The organism is Haloferula sp. BvORR071 (genome assembly GCF_000739615.1).
In the GTDB taxonomy this organism is placed as follows: Bacteria; Verrucomicrobiota; Verrucomicrobiia; order Verrucomicrobiales; family Akkermansiaceae; genus Haloferula.
Genome location: NZ_BATP01000035.1, coordinates 138,739 through 154,463, shown reverse-complemented (window position 1 = coordinate 154,463; position 15,725 = coordinate 138,739). Strand labels below are relative to the sequence as shown.

General features: G+C 61.9%; 9 protein-coding genes. 7 read left to right on the top strand and 2 right to left on the bottom strand.

The genetic code is table 11. The features are described from left to right. Positions 1-92 precede the first annotated feature (92 nt). The gene (locus tag BV071_RS33340) at positions 93-1,064 is read right to left on the bottom strand and encodes a sugar phosphate nucleotidyltransferase (RefSeq protein ID WP_265594667.1); all 972 of its coding nucleotides are present in this window, start codon (positions 1,062-1,064) and stop codon (positions 93-95) included. A 147-nt stretch (positions 1,065-1,211) separates the two neighbouring features. Here BV071_RS33340 and BV071_RS20080 point away from each other — a divergent pair, with 147 nt between their 5' ends. From BV071_RS20080 to BV071_RS20060, 5 genes are all read left to right on the top strand, one after another. Further along, entirely contained in the window at positions 1,212-4,232 is a 3,021-nt protein-coding gene (locus BV071_RS20080; protein WP_035611119.1) for a c-type cytochrome, read from the top strand. Between the two features lie 415 nt (positions 4,233-4,647). Next, positions 4,648-5,037: a BlaI/MecI/CopY family transcriptional regulator gene (locus BV071_RS20075; RefSeq protein WP_035611117.1), complete on the top strand. Its 390-nt coding sequence runs from the start codon at positions 4,648-4,650 to the stop codon at positions 5,035-5,037. Positions 5,038-5,046: 9 nt separating this feature from the next. Beyond that, positions 5,047-6,810, top strand: coding sequence for a M56 family metallopeptidase (locus BV071_RS20070; RefSeq protein ID WP_035611114.1), 1,764 nt, complete (start codon positions 5,047-5,049; stop codon positions 6,808-6,810). Between the two features lie 74 nt (positions 6,811-6,884). Beyond that, positions 6,885-7,274, top strand: a complete 390-nt coding sequence (locus BV071_RS20065; protein ID WP_265594666.1) for a BlaI/MecI/CopY family transcriptional regulator — start codon at positions 6,885-6,887, stop codon at positions 7,272-7,274. 9 nt (positions 7,275-7,283) lie between these two features. Beyond that, complete coding sequence (locus BV071_RS20060; protein WP_035611110.1) at positions 7,284-8,975, top strand: M56 family metallopeptidase; 1,692 nt, start codon at positions 7,284-7,286, stop codon at positions 8,973-8,975. A gap of 551 nt (positions 8,976-9,526) precedes the next feature. Here BV071_RS20060 and dnaE read toward each other — a convergent pair. After that, a complete protein-coding gene (gene dnaE, locus BV071_RS20050; protein ID WP_035611107.1) occupies positions 9,527-12,991 on the bottom strand; it encodes a DNA polymerase III subunit alpha in 3,465 nt (1,154 codons plus the stop codon). Positions 12,992-13,148: 157 nt separating this feature from the next. Between dnaE and BV071_RS20045 the strand changes: the two genes are divergently transcribed. Next, positions 13,149-15,197: a hypothetical protein gene (locus BV071_RS20045; protein WP_265594665.1), complete on the top strand. Its 2,049-nt coding sequence runs from the start codon at positions 13,149-13,151 to the stop codon at positions 15,195-15,197. A gap of 21 nt (positions 15,198-15,218) precedes the next feature. Beyond that, complete coding sequence (locus tag BV071_RS20040; protein ID WP_035611103.1) at positions 15,219-15,608, top strand: VOC family protein; 390 nt, start codon at positions 15,219-15,221, stop codon at positions 15,606-15,608. Positions 15,609-15,725 lie beyond the last annotated feature (117 nt).

Genomic DNA, 15,725 nt, shown 5'->3' with positions numbered 1-15,725 from the left:
CCAGGGTAGTCCTCCTGCGTCGGCCAACCCCGGGCTTTAGGATGGAACGGCGTTGCCGTTCTCTTGAAGGAAGAGCGGCTCTTGCCGCCGGATCAATAGACCACCCGGGACTCCACGGTCTCCCCTGCCGCGACCTGCGCGCCCGGCCACACCACGCAGTCGCGAAGAATAGCATTTGCACCGATGACCGCCTCGGGGCCTACCACTCCGCACTCAACCCTGGCGCTAGGGTCCAGCTTCGCCTGCGGATGGATCGCCGGAGCGAGGGCCAGTTCGCGGTGGGCGGCGAGATACTCGCGATGGTCGCCGAGGTCGCGCCAATCTCCTTCATCGAGGACGACAGCACCCAGGCGGCCTTGCTTGATGAGTTCCAGGAAGGCCGGAATGACGGCGATCTTCTCGCCCGGTGGGATCAGGTCGAGCAGCTCGGGATCGAAGCAATAGATGCCGGTGAAGACGTGCGTGCCTTCCGCGATGCCGAGCTTGGCGCGGATGTCGATGACCCGCTCCCCGGTCTCATCCAGAGCGATGTGGGTGGCCACGCCGGCTGAGCGCAGGGCCAGGGTCACGACACAATCGGAGGCCTCGTGCGCGGCGATCAGGCGCTCGAGCGGGATCGAGGAGTAGATGTCGCCATTATGGACCAGAACGCTGTCTCTTCCGATCCAGGAAGAGACGTTTTTGACCCCGCCGCCGGTCTCAAGAAGGACGGGTTCGTGAAAGAGATGGACCGGACACCCTAGAAAACTGCCCTTTCGCGGAAAAATTCCATTCCCGGCCACCATGCCGGAATCCTCACTTTCGCCGTAGCTCCACTTCTCCGGCAGGTGATGGGTGTTGATCGCGAAGTCGGTGATCCCGGCCGCCAGGCAGGACTCCATGGCCCACTCAATGAGGGGGCGGTGGAAGAGCGGTACCAGCGGCTTCGGCAGCAGATCGGTCAGCGGCCGGAGGCGCGTGCCGAGCCCGGCACCGGGAAGGAAGGCCTTGCGAATCACGCGCCGGGTTTCCGGGGTTTGGCGGCTGTGGGCAAGGGATTTCGTGGCGAGGTCCCGCTCGGGCAAGAATCCCTGCAACACGCCACGCTGGCCTCATCTCGCCTCCCCAAGGGGGTAGTTGGCCACTTCCCGCATTTCCGGGTCCCACCCAATCGGGTAACACACACAAGTGATTGAGAAATCCCCAGCGCTAGCCCGTAATCCGCTCCGCCGATGAACCGTTCCACCCTGTTTTTGCTCTCTTGGGCTGCCGCTGCCGGCAGTGCCTCCGCCGTGCCGGATGGCTTCGTAATGAAGGAATTCGCCGGGCCGCCGAATGCGGACTACCCGACGGCCATCACCGCAGCGGCCAATGGCGACGTCTACGTGTCCTCCGACCAAAACGGCTCGCTGGGCCACAAGGAGCACATGGGCCGGATCATCCGCTGCCGTGACAAGGACGGCGACGGCAAGGCCGACGAGTTCATCCACTTCGTGCCGGATGTGAGCAGCCCGCGCGGCGGCCACTTCGTGGGCGATACGCTTTACCTGATCCACCCGCCCTTCCTCAGCAGCTACCGCGACAAGGACGGCGACGGCAAGGTCGACGAGGAGAAGACCCTGCTCACCGGCCTCGGCGGTGGCATCGAGCACCCGCGCGGTGCCGACCACACCACCAACGGCGTGCGCATGGGCATCGACGGCTGGCTCTACATCGCCGTGGGTGACTTCGGCACCACCCCGGCCAAGGGCACCGATGGCTCGACCTACACGCTGCATGGTGGCGGGGTGATCCGCGTGCGTCCGGATGGCTCACAGGTGGAACCCTACGCGGTGATGACCCGCAATATCTGCGACACCGCCATCTCCCCGGAGCTGGATATCTTCAGCCGGGACAACACCAACGACGGCAAGGGCTGGAATACCCGCTTCCACCACTTCACCCAGCTTGGTGATCACGGCTACCCGCGGATGTACAAGAATTTCGCGGACGAAGCGATCAAGCCGCTGGCGGACTACGGCGGCGGCTCTGGCACCGGCTCCCTGTGGCTGAGCGAGCCGGGCTTCCCGCCCGAGTTCACGGATGCCCTGTTCTCCACCGACTGGACCACGGGCACGGTGCACTACCACCCCTGGCAGCGCACCGGCGCGAGCTTCAAGATCGACCAGAAGACCTTTGAGAAGCTGCCGCACGCCACCGACATCGACGTGGACGGCAACTCCCGCCTCTACATGGCGGACTGGCGCAATGGCAGCTTCGACTTCGCCGGTCCCGGCAAGCCGGTCGGCATGATCTTCTCCGTGACCTATCCGAAGGGCACGCCGGCCAAGTATGTGAATGTCGCCAAGGCCAGCGACGCGGATCTGGTGAAGCTGCTGGCCTCGCCCAGTGCGGTCCAACGCCTGGAAACGCAACGCGAGATCCTCGAGCGCGGCAAGAAGCCGCCCTTCGCCGAAGGCATCTTCGGGATCGCAAAGGATTCCAAGCAATCGGTGGCGGTGCGGACTGCTGCGATCTTCACCTTCAAGCAGCTCTACGGCAAGGGTAGCACCAAGTACCTGGCCGAGCTGGTGGCGGACGAAACGATGCGCGAGCAAGCGCTGCGCGCCATGACCGACATCAAGTCCGAGCTCGATGGCGTGGATGCGAAACTCTACGTGGACGCACTCCAGGACAAGAACCCGCGGGTGGTGCTGCATGCCTTGATCGGCTTGGAGCGCCTGAACGCCAAGACCGCCGCCCCGGCGATCTTCACGGCTTCATCCGGCTGGCGCGAGGAAGGTGATTCCCCGCGGCTGGAGCACACGGCGATGCAGGCCCTGGTATCCTTGGAAAACATTCCGGCCTGCTTGAAGGCCGTAAACGATACGGCTACCCGCAAGCTCGCCCTGCGGGCACTGGAACGCGTCCACAAGGTGGAAGTGGTCGACGGCCTGATCGCCCTACTGGCGGCGAACGACTATGACCTGCGCTTCGACGTGATGGGCGCTCTGGCCCGCCTGAACTTCACGGAGAAGGAATGGGACCACAAGGCATGGTGGAGCACGCAGCCGGACGACCGCGGCCCCTACTACGACCCGGTGAAATGGGATGCGAGTGACAAGATCACCGCAGCCATCGAAAAGGGTTTCGGCACAATTCCGCAGGCCCGCCAGAACGAGCTGCTGGACCTGCTCGGCAAGAACCGCCTGCCGGTCGCCCAGATGAAACTCTCCGGCGCGGATCCGCTGCTGGTCGCGATGGAGGCGAAGCAGCTCAACAACACCCAGCTCATGCTGCTGGTGGATGCGGCCAAGGACAACAAGCGCCCCTTCGCACAGCGGGCGGATGCCTACAAGGCGCTGCTCAAGGGCGGCGAAGACATGTCGATGCCCTACCGCCTCGCGGTGCTGGCGATTTGGTCCCAGGAACAAGCGGCTGGCGGCGAGTCCGCTCCCTACGTGACCGACTTCGTCAATGCCTCGGTGCGTGGTGAGCAAGTGAAGGCGCTCCGCGACATCGCGGCGAAGCAGGGTGACTCCGCCAGCCGGATCGCCTGGAAGGCCTTGCTGACGGTGCTGAATAGCCCCTTGGCCAAGGAGGACGCCAAGAAGCAGGTGCAGCGCGAAGTCGAGAAGAACCCCAAGGAAGTAGGCTTCTTCCAGGCGATCGCCGACCTGAAGCTTGCAGGCTTCGACAAGCAGATCGAGGCGGGCATCAAGTGGGATAGCACCAAGATCATCGATGCCGCAAAGGCAGCCCAAGCCGCGGTGGCGGCGGGTGGCGGCTCCGGCAAGAAGGTCGCCGAACTCCCGGTGGCAGATGTGGTCAAGGCCGCCATGACCGGCAAGGGCGACGTGGCCACCGGCCAGCGTCTCTTCACCGCACAGGGCTGCATTGCTTGCCACTCGATCGATCCGAAGGCCGAGCAGAAGGGCCCGTATCTCGGGGCCGCTGGAGCCAAGTTCACCCGCGACTACCTCGTCGATTCGGTCCTCGACCCGAACAAGGCGGTGGCCCAAGGCTTCCAGACCTCGGTGCTCGCGATGAAGGATGGCACTTCCAAGATGGGCTTCGTCACCGGTGAAGCGGACGGCATCGTCGAGGTGCGTGACATCACCGGCACGGTCACCAAGATCAAGCGTGAGGACGTGAAGGAGGAGACCCACCTGTCACAGTCCATGATGCCCCAAGGCTTGGCCGCGGGACTGACCGTGGAGGAGTTCACCTCGCTGATCGAGTTCCTCGTCTCGCAGAAGGCGACGGGGGGCTGAGAAACGCCGCAAAGATCAAAGGTTCACGGAAGAAGGCCGCATCCGACGATGCGGCCTTCTTTTTTGGATATTTCCCAGATTCCTCACAAATGTAGTGGACAGATTCACTACGATTGTAGTGAAGTAGGAACAGAGCACGGCATCGCCTCGATCTTCCTTCCCCTTGCCAAGCTCCATATCCGCAATTCAGAACCGCCATCCCAGGATCCACTACATCCGTAGGGAATCTTTCCTTGAATTACCAAAATCGACCAAAGCCAGAACCATGAATCGAAATACCGAGTATCAAAAAGCGATAGCCGCTCCTGCGTGTGCGAGCGGAGTGGCAGCCCTCCCATTCCTCAATCATCGTGTCGCCGAGCCCTACAATTGTAGTGGACTTGCAAGCATTCTTGCGGTCCACTCCACCCCTAGCATGGAGGCTCCCAACATTTCCGAATCCGAGTGGACCGTGATGGAAGTCCTGTGGGACATATCCCCGCGTTCCGCTTCGGAAGTCGCCAAGGCGCTCAAGAAGCAAACCGGCTGGGCTGAGAACACCGTGCGCACGCTGATCACCCGCCTAGTGGAAAAAGGCGCGCTGCAGGTCAGCGATGAAAGCAGCTCACCCAAGCTCTATTCCCCCGCGGTCAAGCGGGAGGCCTGCGTGAAGGCCGAGAGCGAGTCCTTCATGGACCGCATCTTCAAAGGTGCGGCGAAGCCGCTACTCGTCCACTTCGCCCGCAATGCGAAGCTCACCCCGGATGAAGTGGCGGAGCTCAAGAAGCTCCTCGATCAATCCACCTCGGACAAGAACTCCAAATAAGCCCCTACCATGAACTTCATCGAATCGATGTTTGAGTGGTTGCTTGCCACGACTCTCCGGGCCTCCGCCATGGCTGTGGCGATTCTCGGGATCCAGTTCCTGCTCCGCCGCTGGCTGCCGCCACAATGGCGGCACGCACTGTGGGTGCCTTTCCTTCTGGTGCTGGCACTGCCGGTCTTGCCGAAGGTGCCGTTTGGGATCTTCCCGCAGAAGGTGGCAGCGAATGCAGAAGTCTCTGGCGCGGCCATTGAAGCAGAAACAAGCGCACTCCCGCTTGCCGAAGCTCCTGCCGCTGCAGCCCCTATCGCAGCTCGCGCATCATCAGTGAATCCATGGGCGATCACCTGGCTCGCCGGAAGCGTGATCATGCTGGGCATCGGCATCGCCAGCTATCAGCGGAACATGCGCCGCATCAAGCGCGCCGTCGTACCGCTGGACGCCAGCTTGCGCCAATCGCTCGCCCAAGCTGCCCGCGAAGTGGGCCTGCAGCGCAAGACTCTTGTGATCGTGTCCACCGCCGTGGATAGCCCGGCGGTGACTGGTCTCCTGCGCCCCACCTTGCTGCTGCCCGCGGGCTTCCCGTCCGGCTTCAGCGAGTCGCAGGCGCGCTTGATCCTCCTGCATGAGTTCACCCATTTGAAGCGTTTCGACCTGCCGGTGAATTGGCTGACCTGCATCTTCCAAGCGATGCACTGGTTCAATCCGATCCTGTGGTTCGCTTTCGCCCGACTGCGCGCGGACCGTGAGTCCGCCTGCGATGCCCAGGTGCTCTCGCTGGATAAGGCGGATCATCGCGCCGACTACGGCCATGCCTTGTTGAAGCTGCAATCGGCCACACCCCAGCTTGGCTTCAATCTAGGCTTCGTCGGGATCTTCGAACGCAACTCCGAGCTCAAGACGCGGATCCGCAACATCTCCAGCCACCGCAAGGCTCATCCCGCATGGCGACTGGCGGGGGCAACGCTGATCGGCGCGCTCACAGTCCTCGGAGCCACCGAGGCTCAGGAGCGCAAACCAGAAAAGCCCCCCGCTGTTCCTCCCGTGACTCAGGATGCAGCGCCAGCCGATCCGACTAGAGTCATCTCCAACAAGCTCACGACGATCGTGATTCCCGTGGTGAAGTTCGAGAACACCTCCTTGGAAGAAGCGGTCGACTTCATTCGGACGAAGAGCAAGGAGCTCGACACCGCCGAGAAGGATCCGGCCAAGAAGGGTGTGAACTTCATCATCCGCATGCCGCGGGAAGGAAGCGGTGCCCCGGATCCCGGCAAAGCTCGCATCACCATGGACCTGAAGAACGTGACCATGATTTCAGCCCTGCAGAAAATCGCCGACCAGACCAAGCTCAGGTTCTCCGTCGATGAATCGGGACTGACCTTCCTCCCCGCCGACCACAAAGAAACATTCCAGAACCTGCCGCCGGGGACCGATATCGAGAAGCTGGACGAAATCCGCTTTCCAGATCCCCCTCCACCGAAACTGCCTGCGGGCAAGGCTGCCCAAGCAGACTTCAAGATCGTCATCCCAACGGTGGAGTTCGTGGATGTGTCCCTCACGGAAGCGGTGGCGTCTCTGAACAAACAGGCCAAGGAAAACGCCAAAGGTCAGCCGGTCTTTCCGGTGGTGCTCGATGCCAAGGTGAACGGTGAGACCAAGGTCCAGGAGCTGCGCTTGAGGAATGTACCGCTCACCATTGCCGTGCAATACCTCTCCGAGGTGACGAAGAGTTCCATCACCGCGAACGACACCGAAATCCGGATCACGCGGCGCTGAGGAAGCCCGGTTTTTCGCAATCCCCACGTTTGTAGTGGACAAACTCACTACAAGCGTGGTGAATAGACACGATCATGGATGCCCCGAATATCTCAGAGTCCGAGTGGACGGTAATGGAAGTCTTCTGGAACTCCTCGCCCCGCTCCGCCTCGGACGTTGCCAAGAGCCTCAAGAAGGAAACCGGCTGGGCAGAGAATACCGTGCGCACTCTGATCACCCGCCTGGTGGAGAAGGGTGCGCTGCAAGTCGATGACGAGAGCAGCTCGCCCAAGCTCTACTCCCCTGCCGTGAAGCGCGAGGCCTGTGTAAAGGCCGAGAGCGAGTCCTTCATGGAGCGCATCTTCAAGGGCGCAGCCAAGCCGCTGCTCGTCCACTTCGCCAAGAATGCCCGGCTCACGCCGGATGAAGTAACGGAGCTCAAGAAGCTCCTCGATCAATCCACCACGGACAAAAAGTCCAAATAAGCTCCTACCATGAACTTCATCGAATCGATGTTTGAGTGGCTGCTTGCCACGACTCTCCGGGCTTCCGCCATGGCGGTGGCCATCCTCGGGATCCAATTCCTGCTGCGCCGCTGGCTGCCTCCGCAGTGGCGTCATGCACTGTGGGTGCCCTTCCTGCTGGTGCTGGCACTGCCGGTATTGCCCAAGGTTCCTTTCGGGATCTTCCCGCAACGATCTTCTCCGGCAAATGAAGCGCCGGCTCTTCAGGTCGCCGCACCGGCAACGAGTGCCCTCCCGGCCATGGAAGCTACTACCGCTCCCGTAGTTGCTGCCGCCGCACCGAAGGTGAATCAATGGGCGCTCGCCTGGCTCGCGGGCAGTGTCATCATGCTGGGCATCGGTATCGCCAGCTACCAGCGGAACATGCGTCGCATCAAGCGCGCCGCTGTGCCTATGGATGATTCCCTGCGCCAGTCGCTCGCCCGGGCTTCCCGCGAGGTGGGCCTGCAGCGCAAGACGCTGGTGATCGTCTCCACCGCCGTGGACAGCCCCGCCGTGACCGGTCTGCTGCGGCCCGCGCTGCTACTGCCCGCTGGCTTCCCAACTGGCTTCAGCGAATCGCAGGCCCGCCTGATCCTGCTGCACGAGTTCACGCACTTGAAGCGGCTCGACTTGCCGGTGAACTGGCTGACCTGCGTCTTCCAAGCCATGCACTGGTTCAATCCGATCCTGTGGTTCGCCTTCGCCCGTCTGCGTGCGGACCGCGAGTCCGCCTGCGACGCCCAGGTGCTTTCGCTCGATCAGGACGACCATCGCTCCGACTACGGCCACGCGCTGCTCAAGCTGCAATCGGCCGCGCCGCAAGCTGGCTTCAATCTCGGCTTCGTCGGGATCTTCGAGCGCAACTCCGAGCTGAAGACGCGGATCCGCGACATCTCCAGCCACCGCAAGGCTCATCCGGCATGGAAGGCTGCGGGACTGAGCCTCATCGGCGCGCTCACGCTGCTGGGAGCCACCGAAGCACAGGAGCGCAAGACCCAGCGCGAGACCACCAAGGAGGATGCAAAGGTGCCCAAGGATCCGCGGCAGGTGGCGATCGAAAAGAAGCTCGATGCAATCGTGATCCCGATGGTGAAATTCGAGGATACCTCGATCGAGGAAGCCATCGACTTCCTGCGCATCCGGAGCAAGGAACTCGACAAGTCTGAAAGCGAACCTGCCAAGAAGGGCGTGAATTTCGTGATCCGTGCAGCCCGGACAGGGCCGCCCTTGCAGCCGAAGCGACTCACCTTGGACCTCAAGGAGGTGACCCTTCGCAAGGCGCTGGAAAACGTAGCAGAGCTTAGCGGCCTGCGGCTCTCCGTCGATGCCTACGCAGTGACCCTAGCACCGCAAGGCGATGCTGATGCGGCACCCGAAGCCCGGGAGAATAAGCCACCGACGAAGGCAATGCTCGCCGCCTCCAAGATCATCATTCCAATCGTCGATATCGATGGTGCCAGCTTGGAGGAGACGGTGGACTTCCTGAACCTGCGGGCCAAGGAACTTGCCAATGGCGCAGAGGTCCCTCAGGTGGTCCTCACTCCCAAGGCGAAGCGCGACGCGAAGATCAAAGAGCTGCGGCTGAGGAACGTACCCCTAGGAGAAGCGGTGCGATATGTGGCCGAAGCCGCCAAGCAACCGCTGGCCGCGGATGACGAGAAGCTATCGATCGGCTTCTGATCAACAGCCGCTCCTTCGAAAGCGAGATTCAATCGGGCCCTCGGGATTCATCTCCCGAGGGCTCTTTCTCTGGTCGGCCATCAGAAAACCGTATCCGTCCGATCTCGAAATCGCAGACGCGGCAAACCGGCTTCCAGTCCGGGCATGGATAGCCGCACTGGGGAGCAGAAGCGCGAACTGTATTCGAGATTCCGCAGGGCATCGGTCTTCGCCCGCTCCCGTTGGAACTCTTTGAGGAGAGCCATCTGAGCCGGGCTTGGTTCGGGAGGCGGAGGATCAGGCTCTCCAAGGAACATTTGCGGCAGGCCCGATGCATCCGGCTCGGACTTGGCGATACAATGGCCTGCCTTCGCGTGGTGAAGTGCTTCCTCATCGCTTTCGCAGAGGTAGACCTCACGGCTGCAGTTGTCGCAGTTCCGCACCGCGGGATCCGCCGTGGGATTCAGCTTGTCCCATTGGTAGGGGCAAACCTTCCGGAAGGTGACTGCACAGTTGCGGATGGGTATCGATCGCGGCATGGAATCCGATCACTACTACCGCAGCGCGTCCCACTAGTCCATCCAGCGCCCCAAAGCCTTCTCCAGCACCTCGGTCCGCTTCACGTGGTAACTCTCGCCCAACTCCACGGTGGCGCGCTTGCCCGCGCTGTTCTGGAAATGCAGGAAGACCGGGACTTTCCCCGGGTTGGCGGTGAGGGCCGTGCGGATCTCCGTGAGGTCGCGCTCAGAGTGGCGCGCGGTCCAGAGCGTGAGCTCCACCGCACCCTTGCTGGCAGAGCTACCGCGTGGCTTGAGCTCGTTGATCTCGGAACCGGTCAGGCGCCGTGACTCGGTGCGGTCGTCCACCTGAATCGCCGCCTTGAACTTGATGACCTTGCCGGGGACCAGGGTCCCGGCATCGCGGGCGGGCACGAAGGACTCGCCCCACATGATCACTTCCGCGGAGCCGGTGAAGTCTTCCACGATCATCACGCCGAAGGGCTTGCCGCTCTTGGTAACCTTGCTCTCCAGCGTGCGGATCATCCCCGCGAAGGGGAAGCGGTCGCGGGGGTTCTTGACATCGATCTCATCGAGGAGACCGAGCTTCAAATACTTATCGGAATCGAGCACGCCGCGGAATTTATCCAGCGGGTGACCAGTGACGTAGAAGCCGAGCAGCTCCTTCTCCTGGGCGAGTCGCTCGTCCTTGCTCCACTCCTCCACTGCTACGGCTGTCGCCGTACTTGCCGGTGGCGGCGCGGCGAAGTCCATGGTGTCGAAGAGCGAAACCTGACCGGCCGCGCGGTCCTTCTGCGCAGAAGAAGCACTGGCCACCACCTGCTCCAGGCGGCTGAACATCTGCGCGCGGGTCTCGCCGGTCCAATCCAGCGCCCCGGCCTTCACCAGGTTTTCGAGGATGCGCTTGTTCACCGACTTCGAATCAAGACGGTTCGAGAAATCTTCCAGCGAAGCAAAGGCACCCTTCGCCTCGCGGTCGGCGATCGCCTGGGCCATTGCGCCTTCACCCACGTTCTTGATCGCGGCGAGGCCGTAGCGGACCGCGAAGGCCCCGGAAGCAAGTTGCTCCGGCGCGAAGCGCAGCTTCGACTTGTTCAGGTCCGGCGGCAGGATCTCGATGCCCATGCGGTGACACTCCGCGACGAAGACACCGATCTTGTCGGTGTTATTGATTTCGTTCGAAAGCAAGCCAGCCATGAACTCGACCGGGAAATTCGCCTTCAGGTAAGCGGTCCAGTAGGAGATGTGGCCGTAGCAGGCGGAGTGCGACTTGTTAAAGCCGTAGCCGGCGAACATCTCGATTTTTTCGAAGATCGCGTTGGCCAGCTTCTCGTTGATGTTGTTCACGCGGCCCGCGCCCTCGACGAACTTCGAGCGCTCCTCCGCCATCTTTTTCGGGTCCTTCTTGCCCATCGCGCGGCGCAGAAGGTCGGCACCACCGAGCGTGTAGCCCGCCAGCACCTTCGCGGCGTTCTGCACCTGCTCCTGATAGATCATCACCCCGTAGGTATTGCCGCAGACCTGCTCCAGCAGCGGGTGCTCGTAGAAGGGCTTCTTGCGGCCCTTCTTCACCTCGATCATCTGGTCGATGAACTGCATGGCGCCCGGACGGTAGAGCGCGAGAAGGTCGATGATGTCGTCGATCTTCTCGATCTGGTACTTGCGGCAGGTCTCGACCATGCCACCGGATTCCAGCTGGAACACACCCATCGTCTCACCGCGGTTCAGGATCTCGAAGGTCGCCTGGTTATCGAGCGGCACCTTGTCGATCTCGAAGTCCGGCGTGTGGCGCTTGATGTGCTCCACCGCATCCTGGATCACGGTAAGGTTCTTCAGGCCGAGGAAGTCCATCTTCAGCAGACCGACTTCGGTGATGGCACCCATGTCGTACTGGGTGACGACTTCCCCTTCATTGCCGCGGGTCAGGGGCACGTGCTCGTCCAGCTCGCGGTCACCGATCACCACACCGGCGGCGTGGATGCCGACGTTTCGGGTCAGGCCTTCCAGCTTCAAGGCGTAGTCCCAGAGCTCTTCGTAGGTCGAGGAGCTTTCGATCAGCTCCTTCAGTTCCGGCTTCGCGTCATATTCACCCTTGAGGGTCACGCCGGGCTTCGCCTCGATCATCTTGGCGATGCGGTCGGCCTCGCCATAGCTCACGCCCATCACGCGTGCCACGTCGCGCAGCACGCTCTTCGCACCGAGGGTGCCGTAGGTGATGATGTGCGAGACACTACGTTCGCCGTACTTGTGGCGCACGTAGTCGATCACTTCCGGGCGGCGGCTCTGGCAGAAGTCGATATCAACGTCGGGCGGGCTGACGCGCTCGGGATTCAGGAAGCGCTCGAACAGCAGCCCGAACTGCAGCGGGCAGATATTCGTGATTCCCATCACATAGGCCACCAGCGAACCGGCGGCCGATCCACGGCCCGGACCCACCGGAATGTCGTGATCCCGCGCCCACTGGATGAAGTCCGCGGTGATGAGGAAGTACGAAGCGAAGCCGAGCTGGTTGATGATGCCCACCTCGTAGCGCAGGCGCTCCTGGATCTCCGGCAGCGCGGCCTTCTCCTCGCCATAGCGCTTCACCATGCCCTCCTGGCACACGCGCATCAGGTATTCCTCGCGCGGCGAGCCGTCGGGCGTGCCGAACTGCGGGTATTTCTCGGAGCTGGTTGAGTCCAGCTTGATGCTCACGTTGCAGCGCTCCGCGATCTCCAGCGTCGCATCGCAGGCCCCCGGGATCTCCGCGAACAGCGCGCGCATTTCCTCCGCGGTCTTGAAATAGACCTCGGGGGTGTAGTGCATCCGGTTCTCATCGATCTTCAGGCGACCGGTGCCGATGCAGATCATCACATCGTGCGCATCGTGATCGGTCTTGTTCAGGAAGTGGACGTCATTCGCCGCCACCGGCTTGAGGCCGAATTCCTTCGCCAGCTTGAGTAGACCCGGCGTGACCTTGCGCTGCGGCTCAAGGTCGTGGATGTGGATTTCGACGTAAGTGTTCTCCTTGCCGTAGATGTCCACCAGCTCGGCCATCGTATCGCGGGCCTTGCCCTCATCACCGGCGAGCAGCCATTCATTCACCGGCCCGGAAATGCAGCCGGTGAGGCAGATGATGCCCTTCGAGAACCTGCGCAAGGCCTCGCGGTCCACCCGCGGCTTGCCGTGGTACAGGCCTTCCAAGTGGCCGAGCGATACCAGCTTCTGCAAGTTGCTCCAGCCCTCGTCGGTCTCCGCCAGAAGGGTCATGTGGCAGGAGCGCTTGCGGCCAGGAATGTCCTTCTTGTCCGCCAGCGATTGCGGCGCGAGGTAGATCTCGCAGCCGAAAATCGGCTTCACCCCCGCCTTCTTGCAAGACAGGTAAAATTCGATCGCACCGAAGAGGTTGCCGTGGTCGGTCATCGCCACCGCCGGCATCCCGAATTCCTTCGTCTTTGCCGCCACCTCCTTGGTGCGGGCCATGCCATCAAGAAGCGAATATTCGGTATGCAGGTGGAGGTGGACAAAGGAATCGGACATCGGCGGCAGCGGAGGGTGGCCTAGGGAAATTCGCTCGGCAAGCGGACGCTGCGACCGGCGCTCTAACTTTTGATTTTTCGTTGATGCCAAGCCACTTGTGCCTACCGGCACGCAGCATCATTCCCCTCCTCGCCTGGCTCTGCTAAATCCCGTGAAAATGCCTAGCCCCGTGGAACGCTTCATCGCCGCCGCCACCGCCCCTCTGGCGGACAATGCGGAGCTGCAAATGAGTGCTTCCCGCGAGCTGGCGGAAGCTATCAACACTGCGGATTCGCCAGGCTCGGAAAAGGCCCTCGCAGAAGCCGCCGCAGATTTGGAGGCGGCTTCCTCATCATGGAAGTGGCGGACGGCGCTCTATCTCTTCGCCGCGCTCCTATCCGTGGCGGCCTTGGTCCCGGTAGCTCGCGATTGCTACCGGCGTCAGATCGCGGGCCGGAACCTGTTTGCTATGACCGACCCATTCCCCCAGCTACCAGCCATTCCTTTGACAGGGACGGACGAAGAGCGGCTTCCAGGAATTTTCGGCGAGTTCACCAAGAAGGAGAAGCTGCTGCTCTTCGGTGACCTATCGAAGGGTTATCAGGAAAGGTTCAAACCCTTAGCCGATAGCGACCCGGAGAATCCCGCTTTCTACGCGGATTACATCGTTTCCTCAACCCAGTGGAAGAAGCTTCTGCCACCTGACTATCTTGCCACCGCTGACCGACTGGCACCCCAAAACTCATGGTTTCGCTACTATGCGGCAGAAATTGCGGCATGGGAAGCATTGGGGGCTCAACGGCTGACCGCGAAACCCCGCTCCACATCGGCAGGCCCTCCACCTTTCGAAGTCATTAAGCCCGCTCGGCTTGACGATGCCATCACGCTCATGGAGGAGGCTGGCAAACAACCGGATTACCACTGCTACTATAGCGACCTTCTCCTGCGTCGGCTTGCGATCCTGCCCGCCGGAGATGATGTGCTCGGCCGGAAATTCGCCCGCGAGTACATCAACATGAGCTGCGCTAGGCCCTCCTTTCCGCGGAGCCTCATCCAAGCGGTCTCGGTCCGGGGATTCGAGCTTGCGGCCAAGGGAGATGCCGATGGCTTCCGGAATCTCGCCCGTTCTTGGGATCTCTTCTGCCGGCGCGCATTGACACAAGCCGCCTCCGATTGGAGCGCACTGGTCCCGGTGAGCGGCGCGATCTCCATTGCCAGCGGCCATTTGGGAGCGGCCGCGAAGGACTTGCACTTGGAAGAGGAGACGGCGCGATTCCTACGACTTCAAGAATACTCGGAAGCGCGAAGGCAGGCCGTGAAAGCGAGAAGCGACAATTCCTGGATCGTCGACCGCGGTGGTATGGGTGCCTATTGGTTCGCGAATGTGAGCCGTCAGGTCGCCGATCCGCCGCCCATCTCCGATTCTGATTTGAAACCCGCAAGGATGGCAGACCACGCAATGTTCGCCCGCTTCTTCTCCGCCGGGGCTTGGCTCTTTTTCCTAACAGCGGCAGTGGCGACCACCTTGCTCAGATTTCGCCACGGGAAACAAGTCCGGAGCCTTTCGCTGATCCTGCTTCGTATTCTGAAGCCAAGCGACCATGCATGGATCTGGGTCGCGGGCGTCCTGCTGCCTTTCCTGGTTTTCCAAATCGTCGAACAAGCCACTCCTTTCGGCGGCAGGACGTTCAGCGTCGCAGCATCGGTCACCGGAGACTTCGCGCGGATCCTCGCCCTCTCGGTGGTAATGGCCGCGCTGCCTGCCACCATTGCGGGAAATCGTCTGGTGAAACGGCTCGGAGGCTTGGGTTGGACCGCACCTCTCGTGCCGGTGTTCCTCGCCAGCATCGTGGGTATCGCCGCTTGGCTGGCTGGAGGAAGTGCGGAAGCGAACCGCTACAACCCCGACAGCTCAAGCTGGCCACTCGCGTGGCTCGTTCTCGCAGTAGTTTTTGGCATGGTTCTGCCACTTGCTGCCTTCTTCACCAAGAGAAGCAAAGCCGTGCACTGGATCACCTGCTGCCGCGCAGTGCTACCCGCCTACGCCTTCGCGATGATCCTCACAGCCATCGCTATTCCCTGCCAGCACGCCTTGGAGAATTACTGGATCGGGCGAGAGACATTGTCGAAGATCGATCCCAGCGTGCCCGCCACCAACCGCTTCGAGTATTCGGTAGCACAATCCTTGCGCACGGAGTTACTCAAGGTCCTGGAGGCGAAACCTTGAGAGCAGGCTTCCCGAACGCAAATGAACCTCAGCGGCATCCACCACGTGGCGATCATCGCCTCCGACTATCCGGCATCGAAGGCCTTCTACACCGGAGTCCTAGGATTCAGGATCATCGAAGAAACCTACCGCGACGTACGAGACTCGTATAAATTGGACCTCGCCTTGCCAGATGGCACGCAGATCGAGCTGTTCTCTTTTCCCGGAGCGCCGCCGCGGCCTTCTTATCCGGAGGCCCAGGGTTTGAGGCACCTCGCCTTCGCCACGGAAGACCTGGATGCGGCGGTGAAGCATCTTGAAGACCACGGCGTTGCGGTCGAGGCCGTGCGGGTGGACGAACTCACCGGCAAGCGTTTCACCTTCTTCGCGGATCCGGACGGGCTGCCGCTGGAATTGTACGAGGCGAAGTAGTCCGCACAGTCCTCTGTGCGGACGAAGCAGTTCTAACGGCGGACCTCACTCGAGGCCCTCGGGTGAAGCGACCCCAAGCGGGAGCAACCGGCGTTGGGGTCGCGGCGACGGGAGGAA